Origin of the sequence: Streptomyces roseifaciens (genome assembly GCF_001445655.1) — a bacterium.
Lineage (GTDB): Bacteria > Actinomycetota > Actinomycetes > Streptomycetales > Streptomycetaceae > Streptomyces > Streptomyces aureoversilis.
The window spans coordinates 3,512,497-3,530,768 of sequence record NZ_LNBE01000004.1; the positions used below are offsets into that span (position 1 = coordinate 3,512,497).

The 18,272-nt window shown below is 73.0% G+C and carries 12 protein-coding genes; 4 read left to right on the forward strand and 8 right to left on the reverse strand.

Annotated elements, in window-relative coordinates:
• Positions 1-47: 47 nt before the first annotated feature.
• Positions 48-1,655, forward strand: coding sequence for a class I adenylate-forming enzyme family protein (locus AS857_RS32810; RefSeq protein WP_058046772.1), 1,608 nt, complete (start codon positions 48-50; stop codon positions 1,653-1,655).
• Here AS857_RS32810 and AS857_RS36910 read toward each other — a convergent pair.
• The 3 genes from AS857_RS36910 to AS857_RS32825 all read right to left on the reverse strand — a co-directional run bounded on the left by AS857_RS36910 (position 1,640) and on the right by AS857_RS32825 (position 9,431).
• The gene (locus AS857_RS36910; RefSeq protein ID WP_063804391.1) at positions 1,640-5,014 is read right to left on the reverse strand and encodes a protein kinase; all 3,375 of its coding nucleotides are present in this window, start codon (positions 5,012-5,014) and stop codon (positions 1,640-1,642) included. The genes AS857_RS32810 and AS857_RS36910 overlap by 16 nt on opposite strands.
• A gap of 342 nt (positions 5,015-5,356) precedes the next feature.
• Complete coding sequence (locus tag AS857_RS32820) at positions 5,357-7,282, reverse strand: serine/threonine-protein kinase (protein WP_058046774.1); 1,926 nt, start codon at positions 7,280-7,282, stop codon at positions 5,357-5,359.
• Between the two features lie 442 nt (positions 7,283-7,724).
• On the reverse strand, positions 7,725-9,431 hold the full coding sequence (locus AS857_RS32825; protein ID WP_058046775.1) for a glycerol-3-phosphate dehydrogenase/oxidase: 1,707 nt from the start codon (positions 9,429-9,431) through the stop codon (positions 7,725-7,727).
• 306 nt (positions 9,432-9,737) lie between these two features.
• On the opposite strand from AS857_RS32825, the gene AS857_RS32830 reads away from it, so the two are divergent.
• A complete protein-coding gene (locus AS857_RS32830) occupies positions 9,738-11,009 on the forward strand; it encodes a nucleotide sugar dehydrogenase (RefSeq protein WP_058046776.1) in 1,272 nt (423 codons plus the stop codon).
• Positions 11,010-11,119: 110 nt separating this feature from the next.
• On the opposite strand, the gene AS857_RS32835 is transcribed toward AS857_RS32830, so the two are convergent.
• Positions 11,120-12,271: a rod shape-determining protein gene (locus AS857_RS32835; protein WP_058046777.1), complete on the reverse strand. Its 1,152-nt coding sequence runs from the start codon at positions 12,269-12,271 to the stop codon at positions 11,120-11,122.
• Between the two features lie 139 nt (positions 12,272-12,410).
• On the opposite strand from AS857_RS32835, the gene AS857_RS39695 reads away from it, so the two are divergent.
• A complete protein-coding gene (locus AS857_RS39695) occupies positions 12,411-13,013 on the forward strand; it encodes a hypothetical protein (protein WP_058046778.1) in 603 nt (200 codons plus the stop codon).
• Positions 13,014-13,096: 83 nt separating this feature from the next.
• Here the strand turns inward: AS857_RS39695 and AS857_RS32845 are convergent, their stop codons facing one another.
• The 4 genes from AS857_RS32845 to AS857_RS32860 all read right to left on the reverse strand — a co-directional run bounded on the left by AS857_RS32845 (position 13,097) and on the right by AS857_RS32860 (position 17,522).
• Positions 13,097-14,224, reverse strand: a complete 1,128-nt coding sequence (locus AS857_RS32845; protein ID WP_058046779.1) for a GuaB3 family IMP dehydrogenase-related protein — start codon at positions 14,222-14,224, stop codon at positions 13,097-13,099.
• 130 nt (positions 14,225-14,354) lie between these two features.
• Positions 14,355-15,857, reverse strand: a complete 1,503-nt coding sequence (guaB, locus tag AS857_RS32850; RefSeq protein ID WP_058046780.1) for an IMP dehydrogenase — start codon at positions 15,855-15,857, stop codon at positions 14,355-14,357.
• Positions 15,858-16,008: 151 nt separating this feature from the next.
• The gene (locus AS857_RS32855; RefSeq protein ID WP_058046781.1) at positions 16,009-16,611 is read right to left on the reverse strand and encodes a sigma-70 family RNA polymerase sigma factor; all 603 of its coding nucleotides are present in this window, start codon (positions 16,609-16,611) and stop codon (positions 16,009-16,011) included.
• Between the two features lie 299 nt (positions 16,612-16,910).
• Positions 16,911-17,522 carry a response regulator transcription factor gene (locus AS857_RS32860; RefSeq protein ID WP_003948568.1) on the reverse strand — a complete coding sequence of 204 codons (612 nt, stop codon included), beginning with the start codon at positions 17,520-17,522 and terminating at the stop codon, positions 16,911-16,913.
• Positions 17,523-17,922: 400 nt separating this feature from the next.
• Here AS857_RS32860 and AS857_RS32865 point away from each other — a divergent pair, with 400 nt between their 5' ends.
• Entirely contained in the window at positions 17,923-18,228 is a 306-nt protein-coding gene (locus AS857_RS32865; protein WP_030368345.1) for a WhiB family transcriptional regulator, read from the forward strand.
• Positions 18,229-18,272: the final 44 nt, after the last annotated feature.

Sequence of the window (18,272 nt, forward strand, 5' to 3'; positions counted from 1 at the left end):
TCGCGGCACTTCTCTGACGTTCAGTCAGTTCCCGTGGAGGGTCCGCCATGATCCGCGCCGCCGACGACCTGTCCGCCTCCCGCACCCTGTGGGAGCTGCTCGACCGCCGCGCGGAGCTGACCCCCGGCGCACCGGCCCTCATCCAGGCCGACGAGCCGGACGGCACCGGGCCCGGGGCGGGCGACCGCACGACGACCTTCGGCGAGCTGCGGACACGCGCCGAACGCACCGCCGCCGGGTTGTATGCGCTCGGGGTGCGCCCCGGCAGCCGGGTGGCCTGGCAGCTGCCCACCCGCATCGAGACCGTCGTCCTGTCCTTCGCGCTGGCCCGCCTCGGCGCCGTGCAGACGCCCCTCATCCCCTCCTACCGCGACCACGAGGTCGGTCACGCGCTACGGGCCACCGAGGCCGGGTTCTTCGCGGTCCCCGGCATATGGCGGGGCTTCGACCACTCCGTCATGGCGTGCCGGCTCGCCCTCGCACTCCCCGCACCGCCGCTCGTCCTCACCGCCCACGGCAGCCTGCCCGAAGGGGACCCCGCAGCGCTCCCGCCCCCGCCCGCCGACGGCACCGCCGTGCGCTGGATCTACTGGACCTCCGGCACCACCTCCGCCCCGAAGGGCGTCCTGCACACCGACCGCGGGCTCATCACCGCCGGCGCCTGCCTGGCCGACGCGCTGCGGCTCACCCCGCAGGACGTCGGGTCCATGGCCTTCCCCTACGCACACGTAGCAGGACCCGACTACACCGTGATGCTCCTCCTGCGCGGCTTCCCCGCCCTCCTCGTGGAGCACTTCTCCCTGCCCGGCTCGCTCGACGCCTACCGTCGCAACGGCGTCACCGTCGCGGGCGGATCGACCGCCTTCTACTCGATGTTCCTCGCCGAACAGCGCAAACAGCCCGGGCGCAGGATCATCCCCACCCTCCGGCTCCTGGCGGGCGGCGGCGCACCCAGGCCGCCGGAGCTCTACGACGAGGTGGTCCGCGAGCTGGGGTGCCGGCTGGCCCACGGCTACGGCATGACCGAAGCCCCGATGATCACCATGGGGGACCCGGAGGACACTGCGGAACACCTCGCCCGCACGGAAGGCCGGCCGCCCGCGGGCATGGAGATCCGCGTGACCGATGCGCACGGCAAGCCCGTGCCGGCCGGCACCGAAGGCGGGATACGGCTGCGCGGCGAAGCCGTCTGCCGGGGCTACCTCGACCCCACCCAGACCACCGAGGCCTTCGACGCCGACGGCTTCCTCATCACCGGCGACCTCGGCTTCCTCACCGCCGAAGGCCACCTCGTCCTCACCGGCCGCGCCAAGGACGTCATCATCCGCAAAGGCGAGAACATCTCCGCCCAGGAGGTCGAACAACTCCTGCGGCGCCACCCGGCAGTCGACGACGCCGCAGTGATCGGACTGCCCGACCCCGTACGCGGTGAACGCGTCTGCGCCGTCGTCCAGCAGACCCCCGGAGCCGCGCCGCTCACCCTCGGCGAGCTGGCCTCCCACCTCACGGACGCCGGGCTGTCCGTGCACAAGATCCCGGAGCAGCTGGAGCTGGTCGCCCTGCTCCCCCGCGACAACACCCTGCGCAAGGTGCTCAAGTACAAGCTGCGGGAACGCTTCGGAGCGTGCAGCGGGCCCGGTCAGTCCGCCCGGTAGGCGGCCGCCGCCTGCTCGAAGAAGCGATCCACCGCGCGCTGCTCGTTGACCGGCCCGATCACCTGCAGCAGGTGATAGCGACCACCCAGGATCGTGGCGGAGTTGCGCACGTAGACCTGGCGGCCGCTGCTGTCCGTCCAGTTGAACGTGCCCTCCGCCGACGCCGTCCGGCCGACGTCGATACGGCGCAGCCCGGAGGCCCCGGCCCACGAAGAGGAGCGGTACTCCGCCAGCTCGGGCTCCTTCTCCTGCTGGTACGCCATCGGGTCGCTGCCGAACTCCGCCACCTTGTCCCGGCCGGGCACCACGATGAGGCGGTAGTCCCCGCCGGCGTAGACGACCTGCCCGCGGTCGTTCTCCCCCCGGCGCTGCCAGTCCTTGGCCACGGCCACGGTGAACCCCTTGGGGTCCTGACGCAGGGCGAAGCCCTCGGCGGGGCCGCCGGAGTCGGCGCTCCGCGCCTCCGGCGATGCCGACGTGACCGGCGCCGCCGACGTCGCCGGCGGGCTGCTCCCGCCCGACTTGCCCGCGGTGGCCGGCGCGTGGGGCGCGGCGCTGTGCGCACCCGCCGTGCCCGTGAGGTCCGCGGGCGCCCGGCCCGCCTGGCCCGCGCTCTCCTCGGCGCGCGGCATGAACAGCATCGCGTACAGCACCGCACCCAGGAGGAGGAGCAGGACCAAGCCCAGCAGCAGCCGGCCAAGGCCGTACGCCGAGCGGGCGGGGCGCCCGCGCTGCTCCTGCAGGTGACCGGTGCGGGGTTCCGCGGGGCGGGCGGCGGGGGTGTTGTCCTTGGCCGTCTTCTTGTGGCGGCCGTGCGCGGCCGGGGCGGTGTCCACGGCCGTGATGGAACGGCTGCCGCGCCTGCGGCGCACGACCTCGCCCTTGCGCCGGACGACCGGGAGCCGGTGCCGGCCGTCCGCCGGGGGCTCCGGCTCGGCGGGCGGCACCATGAGCGTGCGGCCGCCCGGATCCGGTTCCGGTGCCGAGCGGATCAGGGAGCGCAGCCAGCCGCGGAGCTCCTCGAACTCCGGGCGCTCGGCCGGGTCCTTGCGCATCAGCGACTCGACCACGGGGCGCAGGGCGCCGCACTCCTCGGCGAACGCGGGCGGCTCCGCGCACACGATCCGGACCAGCTCGGCCGCGCTGTCCTCCGGGTAGGGGGCGTGCCCCTGCACGACGCGGAAGAGCAGGGCCCCGAGCGCCCACAAGTCGGCCGCGGGGCCGACCGGGGGCGCCAGCTGCCAGCTCTCCTGGACGGGCCACGCCTGCTCCGGGGCCCACCGCTCGGTGACGGCCCCGACGACGACCATCCGGGCCTGCCGGGCACGCTCGGCGGCGAGGGGGCTCCCGGGCTGCTGCCCGGGAGCCCCCCAGGCAGGCGAGGCATCGGGGGCGTTGGCGGCAGGGCGGGGTGGTGGAGGTTCGGGGGCGGGTGCGGGTGCGGGTGCAGCAGCGTTGCCTTCGACGGGGTCGGCAGGCGCGCGCGGCGGGGTGACGGCGGGGCGAGGAGGGGGCGGGCCGGGCGTCAGTCCGGGAAGGCTGGGCCAGGAGGCGGCCGTCCCGGGGAGCTTCACCTCGGGGACGTCCGGACGGGCGGCGTTCGTCCCATCTGCGGGGCCTCCGGGCCGGTTCCTGCCGGGGGGTGCGCCGTGGAGGGGGCCGGCGCCCCGGGGCGCGGGCACCGGGGCGGAGCCGCTGGCGGCGCTGCCGCCGCCCCACGTGGACGAGCCCGTCGGCGTCGCGGGCGACGCGTTCCTCCCGGCCGCGCGGGCGGCCGCAGCGCGGGCGGCCCCTTCGCGATAGGCCGCAATGGCCGCGGAACGCACTTGCCGCGGCCCACCGTCCCGTCCGGCCTGCCCGGAGCCTTGCGCGCCGGGCCGGGAGGGGTTCCGCCCGCCCGGGCCACCCGGCTGCCCGGCGCCCTGCCGACCCATGTGTCCAGCGCCTTGCCCACCCGGATACCCGGGACCAGGAGGCTGCCCACCGGGGCGACCGCCGCCCTGGCCCCCGGCCGAGCCCACACCCGGCCCACCGGCACAACCAGCACCCTGCCCACCCGGCAGCCCGGCACCCCGCCCCGGCCCCGGCAACCCCGCGCCCGGCACGCCGGAATACCCCGGTCCCCACCCACTGGGACGACCCGCGCTCTGCCCGCCCGAACGTCCAGTGGCCTGGTCACCCACCGACCCGGGGCCCTGGCCCCCCGCCTGCCCGGCGCCCCGCGGACCCAGCAGTCCCGCGCTCTGCCCGCCCGGATAGCCGGTGTCCTGCCCGCCCGGCTGCTCAGCACTCCGCCCGCCCGGGCGACCGAAGCCCTGCCCATCCGGCCCCGGGTGCCCGGGGCTCCGGCCGGTCGTCGGCGGTCCCGCTCCCGGCCCGCCCGTCGTCAGAGGGCGGAAACCCTCCGGTGGCCAGGGGCTGACCGGTGCTCCCGGGCCGCCCGGCGGCAGGAATCCGCCCACGGCGCCCTGGTCCCGGTACGGCGACTGCGCGGGCCTCGGGCCCGGCTCGCCTGAGCCCGACGCGCCAACGCCCGGCCCGTATCCGCCGGGCGCGCCTCCACCCGGAGCACCTCCACCCGGCCCGTTGTATCCGCCGGGTCCGCCTCCGGCCCCGCGCCCGGCCGCCCCTGGGGCTCCGCCGTCTCCCGGCCTCCTCGGCCCCGCCCGGCCCGCCGAGCCACCGCGATCCCGCGGCATCGGCATTCCGCCCTGGCCCCGGCCGTCGAGGCCCTCGGGTGCAGTCTGGCCGTCCGGGACGGGGTTGTAGCCGCAGAGGGCCTCCTCGGCGGCGCCGACGGCCAGGCCGGTGAGGATGGCGCGGCCGTCGTCGCAGATGAGGACCGTGCGCGTGGTGATGTTGCGGTGGGTCCAACCGTGGGCGTGCAGGGCGCGCAACGCGGTGAGGACGTCGGCGGCGACCTCGGCGGCACGGTGGGGCGAGAGGGTTCGCTCGGCGAGCAGCGCGGCGAGCGGGCGGGCGGGCAGCAGCTCGCTGACGACCCACAGGCTGCCGCCCTCGGCGAAGACGTGGAAGACCTGGTCGAGCCGCGGGTGGTCGGGGACCTGCGCGGCGGCCGCGGCGGCAGCCAGGGCCCGCCTCACCGCCGGATCACTACCGGCACCGGCGGCTCCGGGGGCACCGGAGGCACCGGGCGTACGGCCCGCGCCGCGGACAGCACCCGGGGCACCGTCCAGCACCTCGGCGTCCACGACCTCCGGCAGCGGGATCTGCCGGACGAGGACCTCCTGCCCGCTCAAGGTGTCGAAGGCGCGGGTCTCGACGAGCTCGAAGACGTCGGACGGCGGCAGGGGCAGGCGATACCGGTCGGCCAGGATCCGCCCTGCGTAGTCGTCCACGACGCCTCCCCAAGCGCGCGATCCGCACCTCGCCCGAATGCCCGGACAACCGCCAACAGCGGTCAATTTGCCGCCTATTGCAGCTGCGTACCGTCCACGACACCTCACGATACGTGCCGAACCCGCCCCTTCGGGCGCGTACGGCTCAGTACGTGGCTCCGGGGATGGACCGGGGTGTCGTCCGTCGCGCCACACCCGTCAGAAAGGTCGGCTCCAGCCTCCCGGGCCACTGGCGTCCGGACTCCTGAATGCCTAGGCGCCTAGGTGCACAGGCGCGAGCCCGGCCCGTCCGGGCCGCCCCCGCCCGCATCGCCGCCCGCATCGCCGTCAGCGTCGCCGGGGTCAGTCCTCCGGCGAGAACGTCCTGAACGCCGCGTCCCGCAGCGACCGGCACTCGGAGTCGCCCCACTTGGCCTGCTCGCAGGTGATCATGATGGCGTAGCCGCGCTCGTCGTCCACCTTGAAGCCGCGGTTGAGGACCTGGACGCGCTTGCCGTTCTGGTCGCGCTCGAAGGACCAGTCCGCGATGGTCGGGTAGTCGTGCCCCTCCCAGCCGCGGATCTCCTGGACGGACAGCCCCTTGTAGTTCGGCATGCTGTGCCGGGCGCCGGCATCGGCTTCGCGCCACTCCTTGGCGGCGTCCGACTTCGGGTCGGAGCCGAAGTCGACCTGGACGCGCGGGAAGCCGCCGGACGCGCTGTAGATGGCGCCCGAGTGCTCACCGGCGGTGCCGGTCTGCTTCCAGCCCTCCGGTACGGCGATCGTGAAATGGAATTCGTCGTTCTCGATCCGCTTGAACCCGGCGACGTCCGTGCCCTGACCGCCCGAGACGGGGACGGAGGCGGAAGCGGACTTGGCCTTGACGTCCTTGCCCCCCTTGCCCTGGCCGTCTCCCTTGCCCTGGGCGTCCGCCTTGCCCTGGCCGTCGGCCCTGCCCGAGGCCCCGGCCGAAGGCGTCTGCTTGGTCGCGGACTTGCCTTCCTTGCCGCCCTCGTCGTCACCGCCGCTCAGCGCGAAGGCGAGGACCGTGCCGAGCACGGCCAACACGACGACGACCGCCGCGACGACCAGCGTCCGCCGCGGCACGGTCTCCAGGATGGGCTTGCGCACGGCGCCGCCCTGCCGCGTGCCGAGCAGGCTGCCGCCCGTACTCCCCCGCCCGCCGGGGGCGTCACCGGAGAACTGACGGGTGGTGGAGTCGGCGCCCGCGGCGCGCGGTGTGCCGTACACCGGGGGCGCGGCGCGCGGCGGCCCCTGCGGCGAAGGCGCGTGCGCGGCCTCGGCCACGGGCTCGCCCGCCCGCTTCACGGAGGGCTTGGCATACGGCCGGGCGGGCACGGCCGTCTCCGGTATCGGCGGGACGGCGATGGCCTGCGTGGCGTCCAGGTCCGGCGCGGCCGGCTTCGGCTTGGGGGGCAGGCGCTCGTCGGGGGCGTTGACGGCGTCGGTGAGCAGCGCGCGGGCGCCCGCCTCGTCGAGCCGCTTCTCCGGGTCCTTGGCGAGCAGCCCGTACATGACCTCGGCCAGCGGGCCGGCGTTCTTCGGCGGGCCGAGCGGCTCGGTCATCACGGCGGTGAGGGTGGCTATGGCCGAGCCCTTGTCGTACGGCGGGACGCCCTCGACCGCCGCGTAGAGCAGGCCGCCCAGCGACCAGAGGTCCGCGGGCGGGCCGGGCTTGTGGCCGCGGGCGCGCTCGGGGGAGATGTACGAGGGGGCGCCGACGAGCATGCCGGTGGAGGTGACGGAGGGGTCGCCCTCGACCTGCGCGATGCCGAAGTCGGTGAGGACGACGCGGCCGTCGTCCGAGATGAGCACGTTGGACGGCTTCACGTCGCGGTGCAGGATGCCCTGGCGGTGCGCCGCGCCCAGCACGTCGAGGACGGCGAGGCCGACCTCGGCCGCCCGACGCCACTTCAGCGGCCCGTCCTCGCGGATGGCATCGGCGAGCGAGCGGCCCTCGATGAGCTCCATGACGATCCAGGGGCGGTCGTCCTCGTGCACGACGTCGTAGACGGTGACCGCGCCCGCACTGCGGATCCGGGCGATGGCCTTCGCCTCGCGCAGCGTGCGCGTGATGAGGCGTCGCTTCTCGTCCTCGTCAATGTTGGCCGGGAACCGCAGTTCCTTCACGGCGACCGTACGGCCCAGGGTCTCGTCACTGGCACGCCAGACCGTGCCCATGCCGCCGCGGCCGAGGACGTCCCCGAGGCGGTACCGCCCGGCCAGGAGGCGCCCTGCCGTGCCCTGCGTCTGCTCCGCCTCCGACATGCGTCCCCTCTGGCAATCAGCTCTGCGACCAACCGACCCTGGCAGAGCCACCATTGTCTCTCATCCGCGGACCGGCGGAAGGCCAGGGTCCGCGGGCCGGCGGACAATACGGGCGCACCGCCGCCCTTCGCCCTCCGCGCGACGCGCGCCGGCCGCCGCCGCACCGGCCCGGCCCACCTGCGCCGCGAGGGCCCGGCGGCGCCCGGCACGACGACGGCGACGAGTGCCGCACGGATCCGTTGCCTTTACAGGACCCGGTTTCGGACAGGACGGTTCCCGGCGCGTCGGAGCTGTCACATGACGCTCATCGGAGCTCACCAGACACAACTGCCCCAACGGGGCATCAGAGGCATCGGATCGACGGCGACGGCGACGGCTCAGCGGCATCGGATCAGAGGTGCCGGCCCAGCGGTGCCGGCCCAGAGGTACCGGCCCAGAGGCATCAGATCGGCTGGACGTCCGGCGCCCCCAGCCGCGCCGCATCCGCCGTCAGGTCGTCGGGCTGCAGCTGCGATTCGCGCTCGGCCTCCACCCGCTTCTCGTAGCGCTCGACCTCCTTCTCCACCTGCGACCGGTCCCAGCCCAGCACCGGTGCCATCAGCTCGGCGGCCTCGCGGGCGCTGCGCGTGCCGCGGTCGAAGGTCTCGATGGAGATGCGCGTCCGGCGCGTGAGGACGTCGTCGAGGTGCCGCGCGCCCTCGTGCGAGGCGGCGTAGACGACCTCGGCCCGGAGGTAGTCGTCGGCGCCGGTGAGCGGGTCGCCCAGCGAGGGGTCGGCGGCGACGAGCTCCAGCACTTCGTCCACCATCGAGCCGTACCGGTTCAGCAGGTGCTCCACGCGCGCCACGTGCAGGCCGGTGTTCTGGGCGATCCGCGCGCGCCCGTTCCACAGCGCCTTGTAGCCCTCCGCCCCCACGAGCGGCACGTCCTCCGTGACGCACTCGGCCACGCGCCGGTCGAGCGCGTGCACCGCCTCGTCCACGGCGTCCTTGGCCATCACGCGGTACGTGGTGTACTTCCCGCCCGCCACGACCACCAGCCCCGGCACGGGGTGGGCCACGGTGTGCTCGCGCGAGAGCTTGCTGGTCGCGTCCGACTCTCCGGCCAGCAGGGGACGCAGCCCCGCGTACACCCCCTGTACGTCGTCCCGCGTCAGCGGCACAGCCAGGACCGAGTTGACGTGCTCCAGCAGGTAGTCGATGTCCGCGCTCGACGCGGCGGGGTGGGCCTTGTCCAGGTCCCAGTCGGTGTCGGTCGTGCCGATGATCCAGTGCCTGCCCCAGGGGATCACGAAGAGCACGCTCTTCTCGGTGCGCAGGATCAGCCCGGTGGTGGAGTGGATGCGGTCCTTCGGCACCACCAGGTGGATGCCCTTCGAGGCCCTGACGTGGAACTGGCCGCGCTCGGCGATGAGCTTCTGGGTGTCGTCCGTCCACACCCCCGTGGCGTTGACGATCTGCCGGGCCCGGACCTCGAACTCCCCGCCCTGCTCCAGGTCGCGCACCGTGGCGCCGACCACCCGCTCGCCCTCGCGCAGGAAGCCGGTCACCCGCGCCCGGTTGGCGACGTGGGCCCCGTAGGCCGCCGCCGTGCGCACGATGGTGGTGACGTAGCGGGCGTCGTCCATCTGGGCGTCGTAGTACTGCAGCGCGCCCACCAGCACGTCCTTCTTCAGGCAGGGCGCGACGCGCAGGGCCCGCTTGCGGGTGAGGTGGCGGTGGGTGGGCAGGCCGCGGCCGTGCCCGGAGGAGACCGACATCGCGTCGTAGAGTGCGACGCCCGAGCCCGCGTAGAGGCGCTCCCACCCGCGGTGCTGCAGCGGATAGAGGAAGGGCACGGGCTTGACCAGGTGCGGGGCGAGCCGCTCCAGCAGCAGGCCGCGCTCCTTGAGGGCCTCTCTGACGAGGGCGAAGTCGAGCATCTCCAGGTAGCGCAGGCCGCCGTGGATGAGCTTGCTGGACCGGCTGGAAGTGCCCGCCGCCCAGTCGCGCGCCTCGACGAGGCCGGTCGTGAGCCCGCGTGTGGCCGCGTCGAGCGCCGTGCCCGCGCCGACGACCCCGCCGCCGACGACCAGGACGTCCAGTTCCCGCTCCGCCATCCGGGCGAGTGCCGCACCGCGCTCGTCCGGCCCGAGTGTCGCTGTCCTCACCGCTGCCTCCGTTTCGGCCGCCGGTTGCTCCGCTGGTCCCTGCGCTTCCGTGCTTCCGCGCTTCTGTACTTCCGTGCTTCCGCACTTCCCTGCTCCCGCGCTTCCGTACTCCCGTTGCTCCCGTACTCCCGTGCTTCCGTCCTTCCCTCTCGATGCTGCCCCAGATCGGTCGGTTTGGCCGCGCCGGCGGCGCAGGGGAGCGAGCCGCGCCGCGTTGATCCCGAATAACAGTCATATATCCGCTTAACCTGATGTAACTCGTTCGCGTGCCGAACCCCCCGGCTCCCCGGGAAGGACCGCCTCGTCATGCCCGCAGATCTCGCCGTCATCGGACTCGGCCACCTCGGACTCCCCCTCGCCCAGGCCGCGACCGCCGCCGGCATCGACACCATCGGCTACGACCCCGACCCGCACACCGTCGCCGAGCTGCGCGCCGGCCGGCTCCCCCCGGAGTGCGCCGACGGCTCCCTCACCGCCGCCGAGGTCCGCCGGATGCTCGCCGCCGGCTTCCGCCCCACCACCGCCGACGCCGAGCTCGGCAAGGTGCGTACCGCCGTGATCTGCGCCCCCACGCGGCTCGGCGAGGACAGGGCCCTCGACCTCTCCGCCATCGGCGCCGCCGCCCGGGCCCTCGCGGTGCGGCTGCGCCCGCACACCACTGTTCTCCTGGAGTCGCCCGTCTACCCCGGCGCCACGGAGGAATACCTGCGCCCCCTGCTCGAATCCGGCTCCGGGCTGCGCGCCGGCCACGACTTCCACCTGGCCTACTCCCCCACCCGGGTGGACCCGGGCACCAAGCGCCACGGCTACGCCGGCATCCCCAAGGTCATCGGCGGCCTCACCCCGGCGTGCACGGAGGCCGCCGCCGCCTTCTACGGGCGGGTCTGCGAGAAGGTCGTCCGCGCGCGCGGGCCGCGCGAGGCCGAGGCCGTCCGCGTCCTCGAGACCAACTACCGCTACGTCAACATCGCGCTCGTCAACGAGATGGCCGTCTTCTGCCACGACATCGGCGTCGACCTGTGGGACGTCGTGCGCTGCGCCGAGACCAAGCCCTTCGGCTTCCAGGCCTTCCGCCCCGGGCCCGGGGTCGGCGGCCCCGGCGTGCCCATCGACCCCAACTACCTCTCCTACAAGGGCCGCAGTCTCGGCTACCCGCTGCGGATGGTGGAGGTCGCCCAGGAGGTCAACGGGCGCATGCCGCGCTACGTCACCCAGCGGTGCGCCACGCTCCTCAACGAACACGGCAAGTCCGCGCGCGGGGCCCGCGTGCTGCTGCTGGGCGTCAGCTACAAGGCCGACGTCTCCGACCAGCAGGGATCGCCCGCCCGCGAGATCGCCTCACGGCTGATGGAGCTGGGGGCACAGCTCAGCTTCCACGACCCGCACGTGGCGCAGTGGCGGGTGATGGGGCGGCCGGTGCCGCGGGCCGACAGCGTGTACGAGGCTGCGGCCGCGGCCGACGTCACGGTACTGCTGCAGCATCACCGGACCTACGACCTGCAAGGCCTTGCGGTGAAGGCACAGCTGCTGCTGGACACGCGCGGAGCCACGCCCGCCGGCGCGGGGCATCGGCTCTAGGGGTGCCGCCCCCGCGCCGTCAGGTGAAGCGCCTGACGGCGCTGTCCTCAAACGCCGGACGGGCGGCAACTGCGTGAGGCGGCACTTCTGCCGGAGTCGCCGACGGCCTCTTACAGCCGCCCCAGCCCCAGCGCCCTGTTCGGCGCGTCCAGGACCGTCCTCAGGGCCGCGAAGTCCTCCACGCAGCGGCCCGTGCCGACCGCCACGCAGTCCAGCGGGTCGTCGGCGATGATGACCGGGATGTCGAGCTCCTTGCTCAGCCGGACGTCGAGGCCGCGCAGCAGCGCGCCGCCGCCCGTGAGGACGATGCCGCGGTCCATGATGTCGCCGGAGAGCTCCGGCGGGGTCTCGTCGAGGGTCTGGCGGACCGCCATGACGATGGCGTCGACGGGCTCCGACAGCGCGTGGCGGATCTCGTCGGCCGTCAGCTCGCGTGTCTTGGGCAGGCCGCTGACCTGGTCGCGGCCGCGGATGGTGCAGCGCTCCGGCGGCTTGAGGCCCTGGGTCTCCTCCGGGTCGCCGCCGACCTCCTCCAGGCCGGTGTCCTTCTCCAGCTGCTTGGCGAGGGCGGCCAGCCCGGCCGCGGACCAGTAGCCGGTCGGCGCGGCGGAGCCGATGTTCATCTTGATCTCCTCCGCGGTGCGTTCGCCGATCGCGAGGGAGTACTCCTTCTTCACGTACGAGATGATCGCCGCGTCCATCGCGTCGCCGGCCGTGCGCACGGAGCGGGCGGTGACGATGCCGCCCAGGGAGATGACGGCGACCTCGGTCGTGCCGCCGCCGATGTCGACGACCATGCAGCCGGTCGGCTCGCTGACGGGCAGGCCCGCGCCGATCGCCGCGGCCATGGGCTCCTCGACGAGGTGCACCTGACGGGCCCCGGCGCGCGAGGCGGCCTCGATGACGGCGCGCCGCTCGACGCCGGTGATGCCGGAGGGCACGCAGACCACGACGCGGGGACGGGCGAAGAAGCGGTTGCCCATGACCTTCTTGATGAAGTGCCGCATCATGCGCTCGGCCACCTCGAAGTCGGCTATGACGCCGTCGCGCAGCGGGCGGACCGCGACGATGTTCGAGGGGGTGCGGCCGATGGTCTCCTTGGCCTCGGAGCCGACCGAGAGCACGCTGCCGTCGTCGGCGTTCACGGCGACGACTGACGGTTCGTTGAGCACCACTCCCTTCCCGCGCACGTACACCAGCGTGTTCGCCGTGCCGAGGTCGATCCCCATGTCCCTGCCGCTGAACGACTTGCTTTGCGCCATAAGTTGCCATTATTCCTTACGGTCGAACTTTTATACGGAGTTCACAGCCGTGTGCTCGCTGTGGGTAACGACGGCGTCGTAGCACGCTGATACCTTTTGGCCCTTACTCAACACCGAGCGCATTCGGGGGACATCGCAGATGAGCCAGCCCTGGCAGCAGCCGCAGCAACCGCAGCAGCCACCGCAGCACAACCCGTACGGCCAGCCGCCGCCCCAGCCGTACCCGCCACAGCACCAGCCACACCCTCCCCAGCAGCCGCCCTTCGGCTACGGGCAGCAGCCTCCGCCGCCGTACGGCCCTCCCGGCGGCTTCCCGCCGCCGCCCCCGCCCGTCCGCCGGGGCAACCCCGGCCTCGCCGTGGTGCTCGGCCTCGTGGCCATGCTCGTCGGCGCCGCTGTCTACGGCGGGATCCTCAAGGCCTCCGACGGCGGCCAGATCGGCTACCTCGCCGTCGGTACGGGCGCCCTCATCGGCGCCGCCCTGGGCAAGGTCGGCGGCCGCAACCCCGCCCTGCCGGTGGTCGGCGTGCTCCTCGGACTGCTCGGCGTCTACCTGGGCCAGATCTTCGGCATCGCCCTGGAGCTGAGCGACGTCTTCCGCGTCCCGGTCACCGAGATCCTCTTCGAGCACTTCGACTCGCTGTCCGAGGCCTGGCAGGAGTACCTGGAGCCGATCGACGCGCTCTTCTTCATACTCGGCGGCGCGGGCGCCTTCCAGACCGCCCGCAAGCTGGGCGGCTGACGCCCGCAGCCACTCACGGCACAACGCCGAAGGGCCCGGACCGCGACGGCGGTCCGGGCCCTTCGGGCGTCAGCTGCTGTGCGTCAGCGCTTGTCGTGCTGCGACGGCGCGACCGTCACCTCGACCCGCTGGAACTCCTTGAGGTCGCTGTAGCCCGTGGTGGCCATGGCACGGCGCAGGGCGCCGAACATGTTCATCGAGCCGTCCGGGGTGTGCGAGGGACCGGTCAGGATCTCCTCGGTGGAGCCGACCGTGCCCAGGTTCATCCGCTTGCCGCGCGGCACGTCCTCGTGGACGGCCTCCATGCCCCAGTGGAAGCCGCGGCCCGGCGCGTCGGTGGCGCGGGCGAGCGGGGAGCCCATCATCACGGCGTCGGCACCGCAGGCGATGGCCTTGGGCAGGTCGCCGGACCAGCCCACGCCGCCGTCGGCGATGACGTGCACGTAGCGGCCGCCGGACTCGTCCATGTAGTCGCGGCGGGCGGCGGCAACGTCGGCCACGGCGGTCGCCATCGGGACCTGGATGCCCAGGACGTTGCGGGTGGTGTGCGCGGCGCCGCCACCGAAGCCGACGAGGACACCGGCCGCGCCCGTGCGCATCAGGTGCAGGGCGGCGGTGTACGTGGCGCAGCCGCCGACGATGACCGGCACGTCGAGCTCGTAGATGAACTGCTTGAGGTTCAGCGGCTCGGCGGCGCCGGAGACGTGCTCGGCGGAGACCGTGGTGCCGCGGATCACGAAGATGTCCACGCCGGCGTCGACGACGGCCTTCGAGAACTGCGCGGTGCGCTGCGGGGAGAGCGCGGCGGCGGTCACGACACCGGAGTCGCGGACCTCCTTGATGCGCTGGCCGATCAGCTCTTCCTTGATCGGCTCGGCGTAGATCTCCTGGAGGCGCTTGGTCGCGGCGGTCTCGTCCAGCTCGGCGATCTCGGCGAGCAGCGGCTCCGGGTCCTCGTGGCGGGTCCACAGGCCCTCGAGGTTGAGGACGCCCAGGCCGCCCAGCTCGCCGATGCGGATGGCGGTCTCGGGCGAGACGACCGAGTCCATCGGGGCGGCCAGGAACGGCAGCTCGAAGCGGTAGGCGTCGATCTGCCAGGCGATCGAGACCTCCTTCGGGTCGCGGGTACGGCGACTCGGGACGACGGCGATGTCGTCGAATGCGTACGCCCGGCGGCCGCGCTTGCCGCGCCCGATCTCGATCTCAGTCACGTGTGTGGCCTTTCCTTCTACGTCCTGCCGCATCCAGTATCCCCGACGCGGCGGAGCCCGCGGCCTGAGCGGTCGCGGGCTCCGTAAAAATGCTTTAAACGCGTACTACTACCGGCGGGAGTAGTACCGACTACCGGCGCGAGTAGTTCGGCGCCTCCACCGTCATCTGGATGTCGTGCGGGTGGCTCTCCTTGAGGCCCGCCGACGTGATGCGGACGAAGGTGCCCTTGTCCTTGAGCTCCTGGATGTTGGCGGAGCCGACGTAGCCCATGGAGGCGCGCAGGCCGCCGATGAGCTGGTGGGCCACCGAGCCCAGCGGGCCGCGGTAGGGCACCTGGCCCTCGATGCCCTCGGGGACGAGCTTGTCCTCGGAGAGGACGTTGTCCTGGAAGTAGCGGTCCTTGGAGAAGGAGCGGGCCTGGCCGCGCGACTGCATGGCGCCCAGGGAGCCCATGCCCCGGTAGGACTTGAACTGCTTGCCGTTGATGAAGACCATCTCGCCCGGCGACTCCTCGCAGCCCGCGAGCAGCGAGCCGAGCATCACCGCGTCGGCACCGGCGGCGATCGCCTTGGCGATGTCGCCCGAGTACTGCAGACCGCCGTCGCCGATCATCGGCACGCCCGCGGCGTGGCACGCCTGCGCGGCCTCGTAGATCGCGGTGACCTGCGGGACGCCGATGCCGGCGACGACACGGGTGGTGCAGATCGAGCCCGGGCCGACGCCGACCTTGACGCCGTCGACACCGGCGTCGATGAGCGCCTGGGCGCCGTCGCGGGTGGCAACGTTGCCGCCGACGACGTCGACGCTGATGTTGGACTTGACCTTGGCGATCATGTCGAGAATGCCACGGCTGTGGCCGTGGGCGCTGTCGACGACCAGGAAGTCGGCACCGGCCTCGACGAGGGCCTGGGCGCGCTCGTAGGCCTCGTCGCCCACGCCCACCGCGGCACCGACGATCAGGCGGCCCTCGGCGTCCTTGGCGGCGTTCGGGTACTGCTCGGCCTTGACGAAGTCCTTGACCGTGATGAGGCCCTTGAGCACGCCGGAGTCGTCGACCAGCGGCAGCTTCTCGATCTTGTGGCGGCGGAGCAGCTCGATGGCGTCCTCGCCGGAGATCCCGACCTTGCCCGTGACCAGCGGCATCGGCGTCATGACCTCGCGCACCTGGCGGCTGCGGTCGAGCTCGAAGGCCATGTCGCGGTTGGTGACGATGCCGAGGAGCTTGCCGGCCGGGTCGGTGACCGGCACGCCGCTGATGCGGAAGCGCGCACAGAGCGCGTCCGCGTCGGCGAGGGTGGCGTCCGGGCGGACCGTGATCGGGTCGGTGACCATGCCGGACTCGGAGCGCTTGACCAGGTCGACCTGGTTGGCCTGGTCCTCGATGGAGAGATTGCGGTGCAGGACGCCCACGCCGCCCTGGCGGGCCATGGCGATGGCCATGCGCGCCTCGGTGACCTTGTCCATCGCCGCCGACATCAGCGGGATGTTCACCCGGACGTTGCGCGAGACCCGGGAGGAGGTGTCGACGGCGTTCGGCAGGACCTCCGAAGCGCCCGGCAGCAGCAGGACGTCGTCGTAAGTCAGACCGAGCATCGCGAATTTCCCGGGCATTCCGTCGACGTTGTCAGTCATGACACCTTCCCAAATGGTCTTGCCCCAGCGCGGACTCCCATGCTAACGGCCGCCACACGTGTCCCATTCCACGACGGCTGAGGATCGCGTCACTTGGAGATTCGTACGAAGACGGGCCGCGGGGGCCCTCGGGTCTCCTGCCCGGCCGGCCCTACTGCTCGGCCAGCGCGCGCAGCCTGCTGAGCGCCCGGTGCTGCGCGACCCGCACCGCACCCGGCGACATGCCCAGCATCTGCCCCGTCTCCTCGGCGGTCATGCCGATGGCGACGCGCAGCAGGACCAGCTCGCGCTGGTTCTCCGGAAGGCTTGCGAGGAGCTTCTTGGCCCACTCCGCATCGCTGCTGAGCAGGGCCCGCTCCTCCGGCCCGAGCGAATCGTCCGGCTGCTCGGGCATCTCGTCGGAGGGCACGGCCGTGCTGCCGGGGTGGCGCATGGCGGCCCGCTGGAGATCGGCGACCTTGTGCGCGGCGATGGCCACGACGAAGGCCTCGAAGGGGCGCCCGGTGTCGCGGTAGCGGGGCAGGGCGCAGAGCACGGCGAGACAGACCTCCTGTGCGAGGTCGTCCACGAAGTGGCGGGCATCACCCGGCAGCCGCGACAGCCGGGTGCGGCAGTAGCGCAGTGCGAGAGGGTGCACGAGGGCCAGCAGATCGTGGGTGGCCCGCCGGTCACCCTCGACGGCGCGGGCTACGAGGGCGCCGATCTCTCCCGGGGCAGCCGCCGCCGGGGACCCCTTCGTATCGTCTTCGCGCATCGGTCCATGGTGCCTTGAAGTCGGACTTTCCGTGGCACCGAGTCCGTGACCCTGTGCGCAGTCCCGCCCGTGGTCCCGTCCGTAGTCCTGTACCGATGCGTTGTGAGCGGGTGCGCCGGCAGTCATTTCCCGCGCCCTCCCATCACGCCCGACCGAGCCGTCCCCGAGGAACTCCATACTCCAAGGATGCGGCAGCGCGCGGGAAACGTGCAGCGGGACGGGCAGCCCCGGCACCCCGCCCCGCCCGCTCGGGGACGGGCGGGGTACGTCGCTCCCCCGCTGCGCTGCACGTCAGGCGCCTAGCGGACCAGGCCCCAGCGGAATCCGAGCGCCACGGCGTGCGCCCGGTCCGATGCGCCCAGCTTCTTGAACAGGCGCCTGGCGTGGGTCTTGACGGTGTCCTCCGAGAGGAAGAGCTCCCGCCCGATCTCCGCGTTCGAGCGGCCGTGGCTCATGCCTTCGAGCACCTGGATCTCGCGCGCGGTGAGGGTGGGTGCGGCGCCCATCTCGGCCGAGCGCAGCCGGCGCGGGGCGAGCCGCCAGGTCGGGTCGGCGAGGGCCTGTGTCACGGTGGCCCGCAGCTCGGCGCGCGAGGCGTCCTTGTGCAGATAGCCCCGCGCTCCGGCGGCGACCGCGAGCGCGACACCGTCGAGGTCCTCGGCGACGGTGAGCATGATGATGCGGGCCCCGGGGTCCGCGGACAGCAGCCGGCGCACGGTCTCGACTCCACCGAGACCGGGCATGCGTACGTCCATCAGAATCAGATCCGAACGATCGGCTCCCCAGCGGCGGAGGACTTCCTCGCCGTTGGCTGCCGTCGTCACACGCTCGACACCGGGCACGGTCGCCACCGCGCGGCGGAGCGCCTCACGGGCAAGCGGGGAATCGTCGCAGACGAGGACGGATGTCATGACCGTCCTCCGCAGCTGATGCGCGTCACCTTGAGCCTCCAGGCTGGTACTGATCGTCACCTGTGCGATCGACGACTCTGGCGCCGGGTCGGACACCTGCCCGACTGCTTCATCCGTCAACCGCCTCCGCCCTCTCAACGACGGTCACCCGAAAGAGTTACGGGGTCGGTCGAGCACGTTCGGCACTCTACGTGAGGGCGCGGACACGGAGCAGGGCGCATTGGGGGCGCCCGGCACACCACCCCTGCCACACCCCCGCCCCGCCCGCGTCACAGCCGGGATATGCCCCATTTGCCCATGCGGAGCAGTTTTTCTTCCCATTTGCTGGTGTCTATGACTAGATTCGCAATCAGTCATATTTACATCCGCCCGGCAGACCGTTCGCTTCGAGGGGATAGCAATGGCAGATTTCTCCCGGCTTCCCGGTCCCAACGCCGACCTGTGGGACTGGCAGCTCCTGGCTGCCTGCCGCGGGGTCGACAGCTCGCTGTTCTTCCACCCGGAGGGTGAGCGCGGCGCCGCCCGCAGTGCGCGCGAGACCTCCGCGAAAGAGGTGTGCATGCGCTGCCCGGTGCGCGCCGAATGCGCGGCGCACGCGCTGGCCGTGCGGGAGCCCTACGGCGTGTGGGGCGGCCTCACCGAGGACGAGCGCGAGGAGCTGATGGGCCGCGCGCGACACAGAGCCATCGCCGCGGCCGGCTCATAAGGAGCCGAAACCGCGGCCCGCCCGCAAGCCCGCGCCGGGGCGCC

What these genes read in the sequence shown, in the direction of transcription:
- AS857_RS32820 (WP_058046774.1), bottom strand. Translation starts at nt 7,282, where the DNA reads ATGTCGGAGGCGGAGCAGACGCAGGGCACGGCAGGGCGCCTCCTGGCC.
- AS857_RS39695 (WP_058046778.1), top strand. Translation starts at nt 12,411, where the DNA reads ATGAGCCAGCCCTGGCAGCAGCCGCAGCAACCGCAGCAGCCACCGCAG.
- AS857_RS32855 (WP_058046781.1), bottom strand. Translation starts at nt 16,611, where the DNA reads ATGCGCGAAGACGATACGAAGGGGTCCCCGGCGGCGGCTGCCCCGGGA.
- AS857_RS32835 (WP_058046777.1), bottom strand. Translation starts at nt 12,271, where the DNA reads ATGGCGCAAAGCAAGTCGTTCAGCGGCAGGGACATGGGGATCGACCTC.
- guaB (WP_058046780.1), bottom strand. Translation starts at nt 15,857, where the DNA reads ATGACTGACAACGTCGACGGAATGCCCGGGAAATTCGCGATGCTCGGT.
- AS857_RS32860 (WP_003948568.1), bottom strand. Translation starts at nt 17,522, where the DNA reads ATGACATCCGTCCTCGTCTGCGACGATTCCCCGCTTGCCCGTGAGGCG.
- AS857_RS32865 (WP_030368345.1), top strand. Translation starts at nt 17,923, where the DNA reads ATGGCAGATTTCTCCCGGCTTCCCGGTCCCAACGCCGACCTGTGGGAC.
- AS857_RS32830 (WP_058046776.1), top strand. Translation starts at nt 9,738, where the DNA reads ATGCCCGCAGATCTCGCCGTCATCGGACTCGGCCACCTCGGACTCCCC.
- AS857_RS32810 (WP_058046772.1), top strand. Translation starts at nt 48, where the DNA reads ATGATCCGCGCCGCCGACGACCTGTCCGCCTCCCGCACCCTGTGGGAG.